Source organism: Paenibacillus sp. FSL R5-0486 (assembly GCF_037975155.1).
GTDB classification, from domain to species: Bacteria; Bacillota; Bacilli; order Paenibacillales; family Paenibacillaceae; genus Paenibacillus; species Paenibacillus amylolyticus.
Genome location: NZ_CP150237.1, coordinates 4,842,240 through 4,864,598, shown reverse-complemented (window position 1 = coordinate 4,864,598; position 22,359 = coordinate 4,842,240). Strand labels below are relative to the sequence as shown.

Here is a 22,359-nt window from a genome sequence, read left to right as displayed (position 1 = left end):
AATTATGAATGTTCAATTCAAGAAGGGTGTGTTGGAGCTTTGTGTTCTTGTTTTAACATCAAAAAAGGACCGTTACGGATATGAGTTAGTTGAACAGATATCGCAAAAATTTGAAATAGCGGAGGGAACCATCTATCCGTTGTTAAGAAGACTGGCTTCGGAAGGATTATTTTCAACCTATTTATCCGAATCGGATGAGGGACCTCCCCGCAAATACTATAAGATTACCGATGAGGGAAGGAAAGTTATGAACAAAATGATTGAAGAATGGAACGCTTTTGCCGTAGGAGTGCAGGAAATGATTGGGGAGGGATCGGATTGAATAAAGAAGCCTATCTAAATGAATTGGCACAGTATCTGAAGCTGCTTCCTCCTGAGGAATTTACTGATATTATGGCTGAATTCAGGGAACATTTTGAGTTTGCCAAATTAAGCGGACGGTCTGAAGCAGAGGTGATCTCCAAGCTGGGAAATCCCCGATTGGTTGCTCGTGAAGTACTTGCCCAGTCTCAAATTGCAAAGGCGGATAAATCGCCTACGCTCTTAAGCGTAACTAAAGCGGTTTTGGCAACAGTGAGTTTAGGATTGTTCAACTTAATTATCGTTATGCTGCCATTTGTCGCTTCTTTAGTTATCATTGCCGGGGGATTCGGCTTTGCAATTTTCTTAATCATTTCGCCGATCTTATTCATTATTCAGAATCAGTCGGTCGCGTTTTTCTTCAATGATATTTTTCTTATGCTTGTCTTGGTCGGTGGAGGAATTTTGATAGTCATTGGAGCATTAAAATTTACCCGAATTTATTACAATCTTGTTATCAGGTATCTGAAATATAATTTGAAAGTCATAAAAAGGATGTGAGCTATATTGAAAAATAGATTCCGGAACTTAACCAGACTTGCTCTTCTACTGATCGTTATCGGAGTAATTGGAAATGTAGTGCTGTATATGTTAGGAAAGTCGCCATTCAATTTGGGTGAGATTTCTACTGAACAAAATGTTCGGATGGACCAGACAACAAACGTCCTTATCCATACAGAAACAGGGACGGTAGATGTGGTGCCAATTAAGGGACATGAAATCAAGGCAAATTTGGAGGGAAAGACAACAAAGCAGTCGCTGAAGGATTACCGGCTGGATATCACTCAGGATCAGGGACAAACCAGAATTGAAGTTGTTCAGGACAGCAAATTCCGTTTCTTTGATATCTATACGAACCTTAAACTCACGATAGGGATTCCTGAAACCCAGTTAAACCAGCTGCAGGTTGTGACTGACACAGGAAATATTTATGTAGGCTCCGTCTTGGCGAGCGAATATCGGGTGATAAGCGACACGGGTTCTATAAAGATGGATATAAAAGAAGGGGTAATAAACGCAGAAACAAATACGGGAGCAATCACTGCTTCTTTTGTTAACATAAGTCAAAATATCCGTGCTACATCTGATACGGGAGATATTCTCATCCAAACAGCTGAAGCTCCCCAAGCACTCCGCACCAAATTGTTTGCGGATTCTGGAACCATTAAGGTGACACTGCCGAATTATCAGGATGGTTATATCGGTGAGGGAGGCCCATTGGTAGAACTTATCTCCGACACCGGCAATCTTGAGATCAAACAGAATTCAGGCGAATATCAGGAAGAAAAATAAGATTAATTTTAGGGGGCGTCCTTTTGATAACACAAAATTCCAAGAAAGAAACTTTAATCAAGACGGTTGATTTATGCAAAGTCTACACCTCGGGAAATGAACAGTTTCTCGCAGCTAAAAGTATTAATCTTGAAGTATATAAAGGTGACTTTACGGTTATTATGGGCAGTTCGGGCTCGGGTAAATCTACGTTATTATACCTCCTCAGCGGCCTAGATGGAATCACTTCCGGAGAAGTGATTTTCAAAGGAGAACGAATTGATGAATATTCAGAAAAGGAAATTACGGATTTCAGGTCCAACAAAATCGGCTATGTGTATCAATCGATCAATTTGATTCCTGATTTCACATTGCTTGAAAATGTTGCTTTCCCGGGGTACGTGGCTGGCCGCAGCAAAAAGGATGTGAATAAACAAGCATTAGACCTGTTGAATAGGATAGGGATCGGGGCTCAAGCAGAGCGCCTGCCATCCCAAGTATCTGGAGGCCAACAGCAGAGAGCAGCTATTGCCAGAGCCTTGATCAATTCCCCAGAAGTGATTTTTGCGGATGAGCCAACAGGGGCATTAAGTCAGGAGCAAGGTGCAGTTATTTTGGATCTTTTGACCGAAATGAACCAGAATGCTCAATCGATCGTTATGGTGACGCATGATATAAAAGCTGCATGCAGGGCGGATCGGTTAGTTTTGGTCAAAGACGGAAACATCGAAGGGATATTGGAACTGGGCAAATATTCCCCGGATGAATTGAAAGCAAGAGAAAACCAAATATTCATTTTTATGTCAGGTAAGGAGGGGTAGGGATGTATGCAGCATGGAAACTATGTTGGACGAACCTGAAGCATAAAAAAGTTCAAAACAGCTTCATTGCAATCATCATCATGCTGGCAGCCCTGCTCCTTTCAACGGCTGTGTCGGTTCTTAACAACACAAATCGTATGTATGAGAGTATGCATGATCAGTCCCATGGCGCCCATCAAATATTGCGGATGGAGAACGGCATCCATGATCCGATCCAGGTACACAATTGGTGGGAGAAGCAGAAAGGCGTCATTGTTTCGGATTTAATGCGGTACCGCTATCTGTCTAGTATGTCTCACGCTGGAGAAGAGATCCCTAATGTTGACTTATTCATGATGGATGCACCAAGCGGACCTTTTCCCGTCGACCGGCTGCAGTTTGTAGAAGGAGAAGAAAAAAGCACACCGGAAGAAGGAAGCGCCTGGATTCCCACCTCTCTGGCTTATCCCAATGATATTCATGTTGGGGATCCGATTGAATTTAAGACGGACGAAGGGGTTATCCAGTTGAACGTTGCGGCCGTCGTCGTGGATATTTCATACTGTTCGCCATTTGCTACGAGCGGGAGAATCTGGCTGAATCATCAGGATTATAATAAAAATATGACCACATTGCCGGGCGACGATAAGTATATGACCGGATTGCGGTTTGATGACTACAGCCAAAACAGGGCCTACTGGGAAAGATTTGAACAGTCTCTCGGGACCCCCTATCTGGAATCGGTTAAAGACTTCGAGAGCTTGTCTTCGTATTATATGATTGCGAACCAGGTCATCAGTTTCATTATGATATTTCTTGCAGTCGTCATGATCTCTGTTGCCCTTTACACCTTGGGATTCACGATTTCCGATGCTATTCTTTCCAGCTACAGGACGATCGGGATTATAAAATCCGTTGGATTATCTTCCAGCAGAGTAATTATGGCTTATGTAGGGCAATATACCCTCTTGGCGCTCGTTTCGGTCATCCCGGGGATTCTGGTCAGCAATATCCTCTCAGGTACAATTATTGCAAATTCCATGGCTTATCTCAACACAGGGTCATCAAGTATGAATGGGCTGTATTCAGTAACAGGCATTTGGACTGGCGCGGCTGTAGTAGCGGTTATCTTCCTCTCTGCCCTGCTGTTTTCTAATAAGGCGCGCAGTGTCGAGCCCGCACAAGCCGTTCGTTATGGCATGTCGGAGAAGGCGTATTCCCAAAAATCAGGAGGGAGTGGAACATGGAAACGAAAGCTCCTCCAGATAGGCGCTCTTCCGACTTCTATGATTATCGGGCTAAGAAGCGTCACGAAAAATATTCGGGGTTCGCTGCTGATTGTTCTGATATCGGCTTTGTCCACCTCTGTACTCGTTTTTGGTTTCCTGTTTGTATACAGCATTTCGTCCATACATGGAACCATTGCCAAATGGGGCTATGATTCGGCCGATCTGTCCGTAAGAATCGATAATCCAGCCGAATTGACCTTTGAACAGCTTAAAGAAGAGGTTCTTTCGGATCCGAGAGTTAAGAATTACTCACGTTACGGGGATGCAAATGCGGTATTGCCGATGCCTCAGGAGTCTGGGGTTGAAATGAAACAGGATACGATGGGGATATTACTGACGGTGGCTGATGGGAACTATGATGAAATAGGCTATGAAAATGTGGAGGGTCATAACCCAGTTTCTGACAATGAAATCTCGGTCGGTGTGAATGTTGCAAGAACTCTGGGCATCAAGTCAGGCGACTCATTGGACATTTACATTGAGGGTGAAAAACATACTCTGACAGTCACCGGAATTTACCAGGCGATCGCGAACATGTCCAATACGGGGCGAATTACCGCTGACGTCATCAGAAAAAGTAATCCAGACTATGGAAGTGCGATGAACACAACATTTGTTAATCTGCATGAGGGAACTTCAGTTGATCAATTCGTGAATGAATTGAATCAGCGATATGGAAGTGTAATCTGGATAGCAAGTCAGGCTGCGCTGGTTGATGAGGTATTCTCCCAGGCTGTCACGATCATCGTACTGCCAATGTCGGTCATGGCGCTGTTGTTTATCGTCATTACGTTTGTTATCATATACAGTATTTGCCGAATTAACATGAAGAAAGAGAGCCGTACCTACGGAATTTACAAGTCAATCGGTATGACATCCCGTCAAATCCGATTGTCGGAAACCACTGGAATCCTTGTCGTATCGGGGATCGGTGCGCTGGTCGGAATTCCATTAGGTTTAGTAGGACTCCCCCCTCTGCTTAACTTTATATTGGCAGATTACGGAATTGTTGAAGTTCCACTGATTATGAACGGTGGAGGGATAGCCTTGATGATACCTCTAAGCATCATCGCTGCTGGTCTAGGTTGTTGGGCAGCATCCAAATCTATTCAAACTACATCTCCTCGGCTTTTGACGATGGATTAATAGAAAAAGGGTGTCACAAAAAGCCATGAAATGGCTGCTTGTGACACCCTTCTTTTTTGAAGAGAGAGTATGTAAAATTGAATTGAGAACGCTCCGTCTTCCTCCGCCAGTAGTATATCTACTTTTAGAACAGCCTCTTTTTAAGCTAAATACTTACTTGACATGGAAATAAATTGTACTGTATTGTATTTTTATGCTCAAATTACAACTATATCCTATTCTTGAGTATAACTCGAAAGCAAATTCTTCTTTTATCAACCACAAATCGACATCTTTCATCAAAATCTCCCAACATAGAGTGTTTTTCATACCGCTTTAATTGTTTTAAAACAAAATACTACGAATCGAGGTTTGCTTATGCCAACTACGGCATTTTTGTTTCCGGGTCAGGGATCACAATATGTCGGTATGGGAAGAAAGTTGCACGATGAATTTACTATAGCAAAGCGTTACTTCGAAGAAGCGAACGATGCGCTGGGGTTCAATCTTACTGAAATGTGTTTTGAAGGCAGCCATTCACAGCTTATGCAGACGATGAATACACAACCGGCCATATTGGCAGTAAGCGTTATTGCCTTCGAAATCGGCAGGAGGGAACTGGGGTGGCAACCTGATTTTATGGCCGGACATAGTCTTGGCGAATATTCCGCACTTGTATGCAGCGGTGTGCTATCTTTTCGGGACGGGCTCGGGATTGTAAGGAAGCGGGGGATGTTAATGCAAGCTGCGCATTCTTCCGACATTGGAGCGATGGTCGCTGTGACGCATGCTGCTTCTGATCAATTGGAGGAGTTTTGTCGTCAAGCTAGTAACGACACATCACAAGTTGTTATTGCTTGTTATAACTCTTTGAACCAACATGTGCTTGCCGGTCATCGAATAGCTGTACAATCGGTGGTTCATCGGCTACAAGCGCAATTTACAGATGTAAGCGTTAAATATTTAAATGTTAGCGCCCCCTTTCATAGTCCATTGATGCAATCAGCGGCGGAGCAACTGGCCGTTGAACTGGAGAGGATTGAGACTAGGGACGCCCGGTGGCCGGTCATATCGAACGTGACGGCAAGAACGTATGGGCGGCAAGAACTACTTCCGCTTCTTTACCGCCAAATGACCGAACCGGTTCGCTGGCTGGAAACGATGCATTATCTGAACAGTCAAGGAATCAGCCGAACGGTGGAAGTCGGGCCACGCCAGGTATTGACACATCTAATGAAGGGCACCTATCCCGCTGTTCAGACTTGCCAATTCGATCATCCTAAGCAATTGGAGGAGCTACGTGCATGGTTTGACAGAAGCGAGAATAATCGTGAAGCCGTCATCGCCAGCATTCGAGAATCATTGACAGCCGCTATCATTGCGCGAAATCGGAATAACGATGCCATAGCGTACAGTGCCGGCGTAATTCTGCCCATCCAACAAATCAGGGATTTGATCGAAAAGTTGTGTGGAAATAATCCTTCGGATTTTACGCAAACGCTAAATCAGATTAAAAGTCTGTTGCAGTCAGTACTGTTCACCAAACAATTACCGCTGGAAGAACAGATGAAAATCACTGACAAGTTACCGGCAATGGATTAGGAAGCCGCACTAATGAATTTCATCATTTTTTTGGGGGGAAGAATGTGTACACAAAGCAATTTACAAGCCTGGTTGACGTATTGAAAGAAAGAGGGAACACAGCGGATCGGGGAATCATTTTTATTGAAGGGGACGATCAAGAGAAGCAGCTTACATATAAGGAGCTCTATGAAGAAGCCTGCGGATTTTTAGGCTACCTTCAAAAGCGGGGAGTGGAGACAGGGCAGGAGGTTGTGTTTCAAATAGACGACAATCGCCATTTTATTATCGCTTTTTGGGGCTGCATCCTTGGCGGTATGATTCCTGTCCCGGTAAGCACTGGGAACAATGACGAACATAAGAGCAAAGTATTTCGTATTTGGAATATACTGAATCGCCCTTATTTGCTTGCAAACTCAAAAATATTAAAAAATTTGGAAGAATTTGCGGTGAAAAGCGAACAGACAGAATTATTCGACAAGCTTCGCGGCAAGGTATCACTTTTTGACGACAATTCAGTATTCTCACGGGCATTCTCTCCCCAAATCTATAGTCCACATCCCGAAGATATTGCCTTTATTCAATTTTCATCAGGTTCGACGGGAGATCCCAAAGGGGTTATACTGACCCATCGCAATCTGATCTATAACGTTAACGGTATTATAAACAGAACTAAAACCACCTCTGAAGACTCCTATTTGCAGTGGATGCCTCTGACTCATGATATGGGAATGATATGCAACCACTTGACACCTCTGACAGCCAACTCGGATCAATATATTATTCCAACATCCTTATTTATAAGACAACCCGCACTATGGATCAAAAAAGCAAGCGAGCATCAGGTTACTGTCATCTCCTCTCCGAATTTCGGCTATAAATACTTACTGCAGTTTTTCAAACCGGAAAAAGCTGAGAATTGGGATTTATCAAATATCCGCCTGATTTATAACGGAGCAGAGCCGATTTCAACCGAGCTGTGTAATGAATTTCTGGACACCTTCGCCCCTTACGGTCTAAAACGGACTGCTATGTGTACTGTTTATGGACTTGCCGAAGCTTCTGTAGGCGTTGCTTTGCCTCCGATCGAAGATGAATTTGTGACCGTATTTGTCGACCGCCGTCATCTTAATATTGGGGAACAGGTTATTGAAGTTGATCAAGAATTACCCTATGCGTTGTCCTTTGTAGAAGTCGGTTACTCGATCGACTACTGCCAGTTGAGGATCTGTAATGAGGACGGAACAGAGTCAATGAACGGTAAGATAGGCCATATACATATCAGGGGGGATAACGTCACCAAAGGATACTACAATAACCCGGAAGCAACTGGTGAGCTACTAACACCGGACGGCTGGGTTAGAACCGGGGATTTGGGATTCCTCCGCAACGGTCAGTTAGTCGTCACCGGACGGGCGAAGGATATTATTTTTGTGAACGGGCAAAACGTATACCCTCATGATCTGGAGCGAATTGCTGAGGAAATAGACGGTGTGGAGCTCGGCCGAATAGCCGTATGTGGGATTTACAATACAGAAAATAAAAAGGAAGAAATTGTTATATTTGTCGTTTCCAAAAGAAAAATAGAGAAGTTTTATCCGATCGTGCTAAAGCTAAAGCGGCTTTTGAACGAGCGGGGAGGCTGGGAAATTGCGGATGTGGTTCCGACCAAACGAATGCCGAAAACGACCAGCGGAAAGATACAGCGGTATGTACTTGCCCAACAGTATCAGAATGGCGAGTTTACTGAGGTTTTACAGGAATTGAAGAGTATGTTCTCAGCAGAAAAAAAGGAAATGGCGGACGAGCAGCAAGAGTCTCTCGATCCGAGGAGTTCGCAAATGGAAATTGAGCGTGATATCCAGCGTATCTGTCGCGAAGTCCTCGGGAAAGACGAGATCGGTGTTCGGGACAGTTACTTCGAGATGGGAGTAAACTCCCTCCATATGGCGCAAATGGCTGACCGGATCGAGAAAAGGTTTTCGGTCAAACTAGCAGTTGCAGATTTGTTCGCTTATCCGACGATTCATGACTTGGCCAAATTCCTGAAGTCTGAACCAAATTTATCCCATCAACCGGAGCAAAATGGAATTGATTCATCGAAACAGGATCATGATATCGCGATTATCGGGATGTCACTTCATTTGCCGGGTGCGGCAACGGTTCAGGAGTACTGGGGAAATTTGATGGAAGGCCGCCATCATATCGGAGAATTGCAGGGTAATCGGCGGGAAGATGCCAAAGATTATTTATCCGTGATGGGGCTGGATGTCCAGGAACCCGAGTTTAGTGCCGGAGGATATTTAAAGGAAATTGATAAATTCGATTATACGTTTTTCAAAATCACCCCTAATGAAGCCAAGTTAATGGACCCGAATCAAAGGTTATTTACTCAGCAAGCTTGGAAAACAATAGAGGACGCAGGATATGCCGGAGATAAGCTGCGCGGCCGGAAGGTGGGGGTATACGCCGGTTATTCAAAAGTGGGATATGATTACGAACGTCTGATTTCCAAAGCACAGCCGGACCAGATATCAAATTATATCGTCGGAAACTTGCCCTCCGTTTTGGCCAGCCGCATCGCGTATTTTCTTGATTTTAAGGGTCCGGCGGTAACCGTAGACACGGCTTGTTCTTCTTCCTTGGTCGCTGTTCATATGGCGTGTCAGGCGATTCGCTCTGGCGAATGCGAGATGGCGTTGGCTGGGGGGGTCAGAACTTCCATACTTCCCTTGTCTTTAGGTCTGGATATGGAATCCAAGGACGGTTATACCCGCGCCTTCGATTCAGATTCGGACGGAACGGGCGTGAGCGAAGGGGTGGCATCCGTGTTGTTGAAGCCTCTGGCTCAGGCGCTCCGTGACGGAGACCAAGTATATGCTGTCATTAAGGGCAGCGCGGTGAATCAGGATGGAACGACGGTGGGAATTACGGCGCCTAACCCTGCTTCCCAGAGTGAAGTGATCCGTGCGGCCTGGGAGGATGCGGGCGTGGATCCAGCAACCCTTACGTTTATCGAAGCTCACGGAACGGGGACGAAGCTGGGCGACCCAGTCGAGTTTTCAGCATTAGAAAAAGCATTTGCCGGATATACAGATAAGAAGCAGTTTTGTGCACTAGGCTCCGTGAAGGCCAATATTGGACACACTTTTGAAGCGTCTGGGATCGCTGGTCTGATTAAATCGGTTCTGATGCTTAAGCACCGGCAAAATCCGCCGCTGCTCCATTTCAGAGAGCCAAACAAAAATATAAATTTAGAGCATTCCCCTTTTTATATTAATTCCGAGCCCGCTGCATTTGATGCAACGGAGCAACTGCTTCGCTGCGGAGTCAGTTCCTTCGGATTCAGCGGAACGAACTGCCATGTGGTTATGGAGGAATTCGTTGATCCAAGAGCGGAAGCAGCGGAACAAGAGGATGGACGATCCCATTTGTTCACCCTATCTGCCAAAAGCGAAGGCGCTCTTCAAGAGCTGCTTCGCAGTCATGTGGACCATTTGGACTTATATCCGTACCAGGCCTTATCCGATATTTGCTACACGGCAAGCACAGGGAGGGCTCATCTTGAGTACCGTATCGCATTCGTCTGCCACTCACGCGAAGAATTAGCCCGTAAACTGACAGATCTTGCTGAGAACAAAGGACAGCAGGGAATATTTCGAGGTGTACATCGGATCGTTTCCGAGTCAAACCGGGAACCCGGGCGGGGAGAAATCACTGAAGAAGAATTATACCGTATCAATGAAGAAGCAGCCGGGATGATTTTGAACCTCGCTTCCACGGCGCTAGAGAGCCGGGGGTGGCAGCTTGAACGGTTATGCGAGCTGTACGTTCAGGGCGCGCGGATCGAATGGGACAAGCTCTATTCCGCGAGAAAGGTTCCCTTGCCGCTGTATCCTTTTGAACGTAAGCGCTGCTGGATTGAAATTGAACGAAGCGATCATCGAAAGGAGGAAGGACATACGAATTCTAAGCAAAAGGATTTAATGACGCCAACCGCTGAAACTTCCCATTTGTCGGCTGATGTAGAGAAAATAGTGAAGAAAATGATCGGTGATGCCTCAGGATTGGACGTGACTGAGATAGACAGCTCCGCCCACTTCCTTGAAATGGGACTGGACTCTATCATGCTTGTCCGGATTCGCAAGGAAATTGAACATATTTACCTGCTGGATATCGCGATTGAAAGGTTTTTCGACTCGATCACCAATGTCCACACATTAACCCGATATATTATCGAAAATGCCAATTTGAAACCGGCTGTGGCTTCGGCACCTAAGGAAGTCCCGAACCAGGAGGAAGAGTCCCAGAAGCAAGCGGTGCTTCAAGAAGCAGAAGATCAGCGACTTCAGGCTGCAGCGACTGTTTCCGTGGAGATGAAGGATTGGATATCTCCGCCGGTTGCGGGAGGCTCGGCATTGGAGCGGATTTTTACCCAGCAGATAGAGCTGATGACCCTTCAGCAGCAAAATGTGAATGATATTCTCGGCAGGCAGTTGGAGCTTTTAAGCGGCAGCGGGGCAAAGATGAGCGGAACTGAGGGAGACGTGCGGAATTTTGACGTTTTGCCGGGTGGATACAAGCGGGGAGAGAAAGAAAAGGTGAGACCAGACGGCCAGAGCACAGCCAATCTGTCCAACTTTGTATCCTCTCCTGATTCCAGCGTTGCTCCCGAATCGACCGAAGTGTTTCAGGCCGATCCTGCCGTTCGGGTTGCGCCAACCGGCAGCGGTGGGCAGGAGCCTAAGCCATTTATTCCCTATCAGCCGATGGTGATTGGAGAGGACGGAGATTTTACAGAGCAGCAGAAAGAACATCTGAATAAGTTTTTTGCGGAATATACAAGACGTACAGAAGGGTCCAAAACATATGCGCAGCGGACGCGGTATGTCCATGCAAACAACCGTAATGTACCGGGATTCCGTTCCTATTGGAAAGAAGCAATTTATCCGATCGTGGCCGAGCGTTCTTCGGGTTCAAGGATGTGGGACGTGGACGGCAACGAATATATTGATTTGACAATGGGCTTCGGCGTAAATCTGCTCGGGCATAATCCGGAATTTCTCGTTTCAGAGATGAAAGAGCAGTCTTCTTCTTCTCTGCCTCCGTTAGGCCCGATGTCTGATCTGGCCGGCGATGTAGCGGAAAGAATTAGCCGGATTACGGGCATGGAACGCGTGGCTTTCTACAATTCCGGAACAGAAGCTGTCATGGTTGCACTGCGTACGGTGAGAGCCGCGACGGGACGCTCGAAGGTCGTCATTTTTTCCGGCTCCTATCACGGTACATTCGACGGAGTGTTGGGGGTATCCCATCCGGATTCCGATGCTGCCGCGTACCCGATGGCACCTGGCATCCAGGCAAATTTTGTTCGCGACGTTATCATGCTGAACTACAATAAGCCTGAATCGTTGGAACTCATCCGCAAGTATGGACATGAGTTGGCAGCAGTGCTCGTCGAGCCCGTGCAGAGTCGCCGGCCGGACCTGCAGCCGCGCCAATTTTTGCAGCAGCTCCGGGAGATCACTTCCGAATCGGGGACGGCGCTTATTTTTGACGAAGTCATCACCGGGTTCCGAATCGGCCTGGCAGGTGCTCAAGCCTGGTTTGGTGTAAATGCCGATCTGGTGGTGTATGGAAAGGTGGTCGGGGGAGGTCTGCCCATCGGGGTCGTGGCCGGGAAAGGAGATTTCATGGATCCGATCGACGGCGGGAAGTGGAATTTTGGAGATATCTCCTATCCGTCAAAGGCCGATCGTAAAACCTTTGTCGGAGGCACGTTCTGCACTCACCCGCTCACGATGCGCGTGGCTCTAAAAACGATCGACTATTTGGAGTCTCAAGGGCCCGCATTGTACGACGAGTTGAATAGTAAAACGGATTATCTCGTGCAATCATTGAACGCCTTCTTCAAAGAGCGGAAAGTTCCGATTTATATGGTGAATTTCGGATCTTTATTCCGCTTCGTTTCCTTCGGAGACATCGAGCTGTTCTTCTATCATTTGAACCACAGAGGACTTTATGTGTGGGAAGGACGGAATTGCTTCATGTCCACGGCCCATTCCGATGAAGATATTGGTACGATCATTCACATCGTAAAAGAGACCGTGAGCGATTTACAGCGTGGCGGATTTTTGCCGGGAGACCCACCTCCGGACGATGACGGCGGAGGAGGAAAGCGTGTCAAGCTGTCCAATGAGCAAAAACAGCTTTGGATTTCCTCCGTTGCAGGCGGACCCGCTTCCGCTTCTTTGAATGAATCCGTACTGCTTCGAATGAAGGGGTCTTTGAATATTGATGCGTTACGGCAGGCGGTCAACTTACTGATCCGCAGGCACGAGGCACTGCGCACGGTCATTGATGCCAGCGGTGAATACCAAGAGATTCTGCCCGAGGCGCAAGCACCGTTGAGGGTGCAGGATATGCGCGGTGATCTGGCTGATAGTAGTAAGGATAATCTGGATCGCTGGCTGGCGGCGGACGCTTCCGAAGCAATCGATCTGCAAACCGGGCAGCCGTTGTTTCGGATTACCGTGTTGCAAATGGACGATGAGGAATACATTTTGGCATTTGCCTTCCATCATATCGTCATTGACGGTTGGTCGATCGCTATATTTGCAGGCGAGCTGGAAGAGGCTTATTCGGCGGTCTGCGAAAAACGAATACCGCAGCTGCCGCAGCCGGTCCAATTTCGCGAATATTTGCAATGGCAGGAACAAAAACTTCATCAACCCGATGCCGACGAGGCTGCGACGTTCTGGTCGGCCCAATGCAGCCAGCCAGTTCCAACCTTACAGCTGCCTTCGATTCACGGATACATTAGAAAAAAGATGTTCAATGGTGGCAGGTATACTCTGGTGCTGGACCGGGATGAGACGAAGAGGTTAAGGGCGCTCAGCATTCGTAGTAAGAACAGTATTTTTATTACCATGCTGGCTGCTTACAGTTTGTTTTTATATCGGCTCACCTGTCAAAGACAAATTATCGTCAGCATTCCAACGGCAGGACAATCCCACATGGGGGAAACCCACCTGATCGGAAATTGTGTGAATTTGCTTCCTATATATACGGAGCTGAATGACAGTGAATCGATCGCTGACTACTTAGGTGCCGTAAAGGAAGTCATGCAGCGGGTGGACCGGCATCAAAGTTATTCGCTCGCAAGCCTGATGGAACACATGCCCGATGTGCATATACCGAACTTGAATATGATGTTCAATATGGACCGTCCTGTTCGTCAACTGAACTTTAGTGGATTAGAAACTGAGCTTCTTCCGTACCCTGTTCGCCATTTGCATTATGATTTGTTTCTTAATGTAACGGAAATCAATCAAGAGCTGAGGTTGGATTTCGATTTCAGCACCGATTTATTCGAACCGGAAGTTATGAAGATTTGGGCGGAAGGTTACCGGCATCTATTACTTTCCATGACACAAGATTCCTCCATGAGTGTATCGCAAATGTCGCTGAGTACTGAAGAGCATACGCATGCGCTATCGCAGTTCCAGAATAAACATAAGGGAAAGTATATTCTTGATTCGCAGCGGAAACCGACTCCGATCGGTTCCATCGGCGAACTGCATACCTTGAATTTAGAGAACGATGCAATGATACCTTCGGGACAGCTCGCGATGATTGTTCCTTCCGGGGCGATGATCATGTGTGGGGATACTGATCGCTGGGCGGAAATTCGCGGATACCGCATCAACTTGACACAGTTGGAAGCCGAGCTGACGAAGCTGGAAAGCTTGAAACAGGCTCAAGTGGTTGTTCGGATAATAAAATGTCATCACGCATCCACGAGACTTGCGGCGTATATTGCATCTCAGATGCCGATCGATGTTTCGCGTGTCCGAGTGGAGATGGCCGAACGCCTGGCCGAGTATGCAATACCTGCTGATGTGGCGGTACTGGAGTCGTTCCAGCGATTGGATGACGGATCCATCGACGAAAATGCACTATCCGGTCTGGATATGTTCTCGCAGGAACAGGAGCCGTTAAATGAGATGGAGTCCAGCATTGCTGAAATCTGGAACGAACTTTTGGGGACCGAGCATGTTGGTGCTAACGATCATTTTTTTAACATTGGCGGCAACTCTTTAAAAGCGACAGTCATGCTGTCGCGAATATACCGGGAGTTCGGTATTCAAATTCCAATTGGCCAGTGGTTCCAGCAGCCGACGGTTCGCCAGTTATCCGGGTTGTTGAACGGACATGCGGAGGAATCATACGATCTGATTCCGGTACAGCCTCAGCAGGAGTACTATGGAATATCCGCGTCCCAGAAGCGGATTTATATATTGGAGCAGCTTGAGGCGAACAGTCTTATCCACAATATCCCGGGTCAGATCCATCTTGCGGGTGAACTGGATCCGGACCGGTTAATTACTGCTCTTCAACAAATTGTGGACAGACATCGGGTGTTTCGAACGTCTTTTGAAATTCGGGGCCAGGAAATTGTGCAGAGAATTGGTGATGCGGTTGTGCTGGACGTTCCGTACTCGGAACTTTCTTCTGAGGAAACAACAGATGACCGGTTCCGAAATTTCGTAAAGCCGTTTGATCTGACCCAAGCGCCACTTTTCAGGGCAGAGCTTGTCAAACTGTCCGATGCTGAATCTCTGCTGTTAGTAGATATGCATCATTTGATTTCAGATGGTTATTCCATGGCCGTATTTATGAAAGAGCTAGTGGGATTGTATCAAGGAGATGCACTGCCAGAGCTTAGAGTACAATACACGGACTTCGCTGTCTGGCAGAATCAAACGGTTAACGAACAACGTATGAGAGAGCAGGAAGCTTACTGGCTTAATGAATTTGTAGGAGAGCTGCCCACTCTGAATATGCCAATGGACTATCCGCGGCCTGGACAACTGAGCGTGGAGGGGGAACGACTAACCTCCTGCTTGGACGAAGGATTGACGAAAAGACTTCGCCGATTGGCCGCGGATACGGGCACCACGTTGTATATGGTTATGCTTACGGCTTATAAAGTACTTTTGCATAAATATTCCTGCCAGGATGACCTTGTTGTTGGTACTCCGGTTTCGGGGCGTATTCATCCCGACATCGAGCCGCTGATTGGTGTGTTTATCAATACTGTTGCGATCCGTAGTTATCCGGCCAAAGACAAGACATTTGCCGAGTATTTGGAGGAAGTTCGGCACAGCAGCATCGGAGCATTCGAAAATCAAAGTTATCCCTTTGAAATGCTGGTGGAAAAGCTCAATATCCGAAGAGACCCCAGCCGCAATCCGTTGTTCGATGTCATGTTTATTTTTCAAAATATGGAATTAGAGGGTGTGTCTGGAGCGGGAGTGACATTTAAGCCGGAAGAGAAAAATCCTGGTGTGTCGCCCTATGATCTGACGCTTAGTGCTGAGGACTGGAATGAGGAATCGGTAACCTTAAACCTGGACTATAGTAAAAAATTGTTCAAGCATGAAAAGGCAGAGCGGATGCTCGTGCATTATGTAAATATTCTAAATGCTGCGGCGGATCAATCCGCATTGACTCTATCGGAGATTGATATTTTATCCGCGGAGGAGCGTCAACAACTGCTGTTTGAATTTAATGCAGCCGAGCTTCTTTATGACAAGCAGTTGACAATCGATGAGTTGATCCGGCGGCAGGCAGAACGTGCTCCTGATGAGGTTGCGGTAATTTGGGAGGATAAGTCTTATACCTATAGTGAACTGGATGCCCAATCGGACGAGCTCGCGGCTGCGCTTCGGCAAAAAGGGGTGCTGCCCGGAACGATTGCCGGGGTAATGGTTACCCGATCGATTCATATGATCGTGGCTTTGCTTGGCGTATTGAAAGCGGGAGCCGCTTACCTGCCGATTGATCCGGAATATCCGGTGCAGCGGATTGAGTATATGCTGGCCGACAGCGGTGCACAAATTTTGCTGACCGATCAAGGGCTGGACGTCCAGGTGGAATACAGTATCGCAACGATCAACATGCACGATGAAAGCTTGTATCAGGGGATAACACCGGAAGATATGTCTTCCTTACCAGTTCATACAGCCGATCACAATGCGTACGTTATATATACCTCGGGCTCTACGGGAAATCCCAAGGGAGTCATGATATCGCACCGGGCAGTCCATAACTTTATCGAAGCTACGACCAAGGAGATCGCATTCTCCCCCGGCAAAAGCATACTGTGCCTGACGACGGTTTCTTTCGATATTTTTGTTCTCGAAACGTGGGTGCCTTTAACCAAAGGGCTCACTGTCGTCATCGCAGGAGAGTCGGACCAGCGGGATCCCTTAGCGCTCAACCGTTTGATCACGAAACATCATGTGCAAATGCTGCAAATGACGCCGTCCCGTTTGAAAATGCTCCTGGGCGGTGACCCGGACATGACATTTCTAAGCAGCGTGACCGACATTATGCTCGGCGGAGAACCCCTCCCGATTTATTTTTTACACCGACTTCAGGAGGGTTCCAGTTTAAACATATTTAATATGTACGGTCCGACAGAAACGACGGTATGGTCCTGTATCAGTAACTTGACGAAGAAGGAAATAGTGGATATCGGCACACCGATTAGCAATACACAGATTTATTTACTGGATGCCAACGATATGCTGGTTCCGATCGGGCTGCCCGGGGAGCTGTGCATCGGAGGAGATGGATTGGCCGAAGGCTACTGGCAGCGCGACGATTTGACGAATCAGAAATTTGTCGACAATCCGCAAGTCCGGGGCCAAAGAATGTACCGGACCGGAGATTTGGCTAAATGGCGAGAAGATGGATGCCTTGAATATATAGGCAGAATGGACTTTCAGGTTAAAATCCGTGGGTACCGGATTGAGCTCGAAGAAATTGAGGCAGCGATGATTCGTCAGCTTCCGGTAAAGGAATCCGTTGTGGTGGCCAAACAGGACAACCAAGGAAATTCCTACCTCTGCGCTTATTACGTTCCGCAAGCGGGGAGCGAACTGGGCTCGATTCGGGAAAGTCTGCTCAAGTCGCTGCCTGAATATATGGTGCCTTCCTACTTTATACCGCTGGAGCAGATGCCGTTGACGCTAAACGGAAAAATCGACAAAACAGCAATGCCTGAGCTGGAAGTGAGTGCAGTTACTTTGGAGTCTTATACGCCTCCAGAAAATGCAATCGAAGAGCGACTGGTTCTGATTTGGGAGGAAGAACTGGGCCTTGAGCAAGTCTGCATTCATGATAATTTCTTTGAACGGGGTGGCCACTCCCTGAAAGCGACGATCATGATTGCCAGAATGAACAAAGAATGGGGTGTGGGAATATCTGTGGGGGAATTTTTCCATCATCCTACGGTACGAGGATTAGCAAGGTTGATTCAGCATGGCAACCATCGTACGTTTGATGAAATTCCCGTTGCGGAAACTCGCAGCCATTACGCATTGTCAGCGGCGCAAAGACGTCTGTTTATCCTTGAACAATTAAATGGGGCCAGCACGGCATATAACATGACGGCAGCCTTTGAGGTCGAGGGAGATCTGGATATTGGGAAGCTGGAAACCAGTTTCCGTACCATGATACAAAGACATGAGGCGTTCCGCACCTCCTTCCGGACGGTCGACGGGGAGCCAGTGCAGATCATTCATCCTGAGGTTGAATTTGCCATTGAGCTTGTCGAATGCATGGACGATGCCGATTTAGTCTCGCTTTCCAAGAGATTCATCATGCCTTTCGATCTAAGCAAAGCTCCTTTATTTAGGGCATGTCTGGCAAAAAGGGATGCAAACTGTTATGTCCTGCTGATTGACATGCACCATATCATTTCGGACGGTTCTTCCATTGAAGTGTTCATAGAGGAATTCAATACGCTGTACAGCGGCGGTGAACTGCCGGAGCTTCGAATTCAATATAAAGATTATGCCGCCTGGTATAACGAGCAGCTGCATGAGGGATCGTTTGAAGATGATAAGCAATACTGGCTCAAGCAATTTGCCGTAGAGCCTCCAGTATTGAGTATGCCGACTGACTTTCCTCGTCCGCAATACCAAAGTAATGAGGGGGCAAAACTTGAAACTTCTGTCGGTTCGGAGCTGACAGCTCAATTGCAGCAGTTAGCGCTCGAAACGGGGACAACCCTCTATATGATTTTACTTGCCGGGTACAGCATCCTCCTATCCAAATACGCGGGGCAAGAGGACATTATTGTAGGGACGGCGTCAGCCGGAAGAGATCATGTTGATCTGCGCAAGGTGATGGGCGTATTCATCAATACACTGGCGATTCGAACCAGCCCAGAGGGCCGGAAGAGCTTCCGTGAGTATTTGATGGAAGTCAAAGACATATGCCTGAACGCTTATGAACATCAGCAGTTTCCGTTTGAGAGCTTGGTAGAGGCATTGTCGATTCCGAGAGACTTGAGCCGAAGCCCATTGTTTGACGTGATGCTGACGATGCAGAATGCAGACGAAGACGATTTTCAAGTGAAAGGTTTGGCAGTCAAGCCTTATGCGCTACAGCAGAACTCATCCAAGTTTGATATCTCTCTGCTGGTCAAACGGACCGGGGATAATATTCTTTTGGAATTCGTCTACAGCACTGCTTTGTTTACTGCTGATACACTGGAACGGTTTGCTCAGTTATTGGTCCATGTGCTTCACACGTGTGCGAACAGGCCGGAGCTGGAGCTTGCCAAGCTCTCCCTGCTGTCGGGTGAGGAGAAGACAGACGGTTCGCATAGGCAGCTGCTCCAAGATACCGAAGCTGCGAAGAAACCGGCATTTGGCACAATGATTGAATGGTTCGAGTCGACCGCAAAACGGATGCCGAATCAGACGGCGCTTGTCTGCGGAGAGGATCGATGGAGCTTTTCCGAACTAAATGGAAAAGCCAATCGGTTGGCAAAAATGCTGCTGGAGAACGGTTTCGGAGAAGGCAACCGTATTGCCGGGATTAGGATGGAGAACCGGCCTGAAACGATAGCTGCCCTGCTTGCTGTTTTCAAAGCGGGAGGCACGTATTTGCCGATTGATCCCGAGTTCCCTCAGGAACGAATCAAGTATATGTTGGCGGATTGCGGCGCCCAGTTCCTGTTGACCTATGCTGCCGATCTGCTTGCAGCTGACACTGGAGGGCAATTATTCCTTCTAGATCATCTCAAAGCGACAGATGGTCTGGAGAAGAATTTGAATATTCCGGTGAAAGAAGACGACTTGGCCTACTTGATCTATACCTCCGGGACAACCGGGACACCCAAAGGCGTTATGATCGAGCAGCGTAATTTGGTGAATTATGTGCACTGGTTTGTGACGAGTCAACGAATCGACTGCACAGACAAAACAATGCTCCTTTCCTCGCCCGGTTTTGATTTGTGCTATACCGCGCTGTATCCGGCGTTAGCGGGCGGTTGCGAGCTGCATCTGCTCGACCGACACGATTATGTGGACCCGGCTTTCGTACTGGACTACATGTCACTGAACGGCATTACATTTATTAAAGTGACGCCGTCTCTGTTTCACATTTTGGCGAATCATGAACGGTTTGATACGGAAGGGCTGTTGAACTCGCTGGAACTGATCGTTCTTGGTGGCGAGAAAATGAGGATCCAGGACGTTAAGCGATATTTTGAACGGTATCCGTACACCAGATTCGTAAACCACTACGGACCTACGGAAGCCACGATCGGATGTATTGCCCATCCATTCGACCAGGATTCATTCGAGGAATTCAGCAGTCAGCCGGTAATTGGGCAGCCAATCTTTCATACAGAAGCACAAATTATGGATAATTACGGAAACTTTTTGCCGGATGGAATACCAGGTGAGTTAGTGATCGCCGGGCGGGGGGTTGGACGCGGATATTTGGGACAGCCAGAACTTACGAACCAAAAGTTCATCTCCCATCCCCTTCATTCTGAACAGCGTCTGTATAAAACGGGAGACCGGGCTAAGCGATTGCCGAATGGCAGCATTGAGTTCATCGGCAGGGTCGACCATCAAACCAAAATCCGTGGTTACCGGGTAGAGCTTGCTGAAATCGAGTTTCAGCTTGCGGCTCATCCGGATGTGCAAGAGGCCGTAGTCACCGTGAAGGAGGACGACAACGGCAGCAAATACGTTTGTACCTATCTGGTTACTACGCAAGTGTTGACCGCGCAGGATATGAGAAACTATTTAGGGGCCAGACTTCCGGCATATATGCTGCCTTCTGCTTATGTTTTCCTTGACCACATACCGCTCAATGAGAACGGCAAGGTGAACTTCAAAGCGCTTCCCGATCCGGTCATGGAAGTCAAGCTTTGCGGAGAAGACTCGACTCCAATAAACGAAATTGAGGAAGTGATGCTGCGTGTATGGGAGGAAACGTTGGGCGTACAAGGTATAGGAACGGATCATAACTTCTTTGAATGCGGCGGCGATTCCATCAAGGCACTGCAGGTATCTTCACGATTAACAGCTTACAGTCTGCGGATGGAAATGAGGGATCTGTTCAAACATCCGACAATCCGGGAAGTGAGCAAATACGTACAGAGGCTGACTGTCAAAACCAGTCAGGAGCCGGTGACTGGAGAGGTAGGCTTGACTCCGATTCAATATCGGCTGTTCGAACAGAAATGGGAGCATGTCCATCATTACAATCATTCAGTCATGGTGCACAGGCCGGAAGGCTTTGTTCCGGGGTTGGTCGCCGAGGCGTTCGATCGTCTGGTGGAGCACCACGACGCACTGCGGATGAGGTTTGGCATGGAGGATGACAGGATCGTTCAGTTCAATCAAGGGTTGGAAGAACAGGAGTATTACAAGCTGAATGTGATCGATCTCAAAGGAACTGCAAACACTGTGGCCGAAATCGAGCGGGAATCTGCCAAACTGCAGACGGAATTGAATATCGAGCAGGGACCGCTTATCCGACTGGCGATCTATCATACAAATACCGGAGATTATCTGTTATTCATCATTCATCATCTGGTCGTTGACGGGGTGTCCTGGCGGTTCATTCTGGAGGACTTCTCCACTGCCTACAAGCAATTGCTTGAACAATCGGAGGTGAAGCTCCCGGACAAAACGGATTCCTTCCAAGCATGGTCGGAGAAGCTGAGGAAGTATTCCGTAAGCTCGTCACTATTAAAAGAAACAGGATACTGGAGTGCCGTCGAGCGGACTTCTGTCACCGAGCTTCCCGTCGACCATTCGATTTCTTCGAATCAGGCAGGGGATCACGCGGTTCAGAAGCTGACATTGGACACCAATGTTACCCGTAGCCTGTTAACAGACGCTCACCATGCCTACAGTACGGAGATACAAGACCTTCTTCTTGCGGCTCTGAGCCGCACGCTGAAAGAGTGGGCAGGTTCCGGTAATATACTGATCCAACTGGAAGGGCATGGCCGGGAGGATGTAATAAAAGGGGTGAATGTGTCGAGGACGGTAGGATGGTTCACAGCCCTGTTCCCGTTCGTGCTCGGAGAGAAAGGGACGGACGATCTTGCCGAATTGATCAAGAGTACCAAGGATGAGTTGCGAAGAGTACCGGGTAAAGGGTTGGGCTATGAAATTATGAAATATTTGACCTTCCATGACTCGACCTCCGAACTTTCACTGGATTACCTGCTCAAACCGGAGCTTGTCTTCAATTACCTTGGGCAGTTTGACCAGGAGGCAGCGCGGACGGCGGTGTTCCAAGTGTCCGACATTTCGACTGGACCCGAGGTCGGGCCGCAGGTTCAGAAGGGATATAAGCTGGAATTGAATGCCATGGTTTCCAACGGTCAATTCAGTATGGAAATAAACTACAACAAGTATCAATATCATCAGGAAACGATTCAGCGGCTCGCTAAGCGGTTTGGAGAACATCTTGAACAAATTGTCCAACACTGCTCCCGTAAGGAGGTTAAGGAAATGACACCGACCGACTTCCAGTACAACAAACTTTCGCAAAAGCAATTGGATGCCATTTCTCGCAAGCTGAAGAAGAAGCTATAGTCCTGC

7 protein-coding genes are annotated in these 22,359 nt (G+C 47.5%); all 7 read left to right on the top strand.

Translation table 11 applies throughout. The features are described 5' to 3' along the window. Positions 1 to 4 precede the first annotated feature (4 nt). The 7 genes from MKY01_RS21540 to MKY01_RS21510 all read left to right on the top strand — a co-directional run bounded on the left by MKY01_RS21540 (position 5) and on the right by MKY01_RS21510 (position 22,353). Positions 5 to 322 (top strand): PadR family transcriptional regulator, encoded by a 318-nt coding sequence (locus MKY01_RS21540; protein WP_127550772.1) that lies wholly within the window; start codon positions 5 to 7, stop codon positions 320 to 322. Then, positions 319 to 861, top strand: coding sequence for a DUF1700 domain-containing protein (locus MKY01_RS21535; protein WP_164783394.1), 543 nt, complete (start codon positions 319 to 321; stop codon positions 859 to 861). Before MKY01_RS21540 ends, MKY01_RS21535 begins: the two co-directional genes overlap by 4 nt. A gap of 6 nt (positions 862 to 867) precedes the next feature. Next, entirely contained in the window at positions 868 to 1,653 is a 786-nt protein-coding gene (locus MKY01_RS21530) for a DUF4097 family beta strand repeat-containing protein (RefSeq protein WP_127550776.1), read from the top strand. A 23-nt stretch (positions 1,654 to 1,676) separates the two neighbouring features. Beyond that, positions 1,677 to 2,453 (top strand): ABC transporter ATP-binding protein, encoded by a 777-nt coding sequence (locus MKY01_RS21525; protein ID WP_127550779.1) that lies wholly within the window; start codon positions 1,677 to 1,679, stop codon positions 2,451 to 2,453. A 2-nt stretch (positions 2,454 to 2,455) separates the two neighbouring features. Continuing rightward, on the top strand, positions 2,456 to 4,867 hold the full coding sequence (locus MKY01_RS21520; protein ID WP_339283457.1) for an FtsX-like permease family protein: 2,412 nt from the start codon (positions 2,456 to 2,458) through the stop codon (positions 4,865 to 4,867). A 357-nt stretch (positions 4,868 to 5,224) separates the two neighbouring features. Continuing rightward, positions 5,225 to 6,448, top strand: coding sequence for an ACP S-malonyltransferase (gene fabD, locus MKY01_RS21515; RefSeq protein WP_282320778.1), 1,224 nt, complete (start codon positions 5,225 to 5,227; stop codon positions 6,446 to 6,448). Positions 6,449 to 6,492: 44 nt separating this feature from the next. After that, positions 6,493 to 22,353, top strand: coding sequence for an amino acid adenylation domain-containing protein (locus tag MKY01_RS21510; protein ID WP_339283455.1), 15,861 nt, complete (start codon positions 6,493 to 6,495; stop codon positions 22,351 to 22,353). The last annotated feature ends 6 nt before the right edge of the window (positions 22,354 to 22,359 follow it).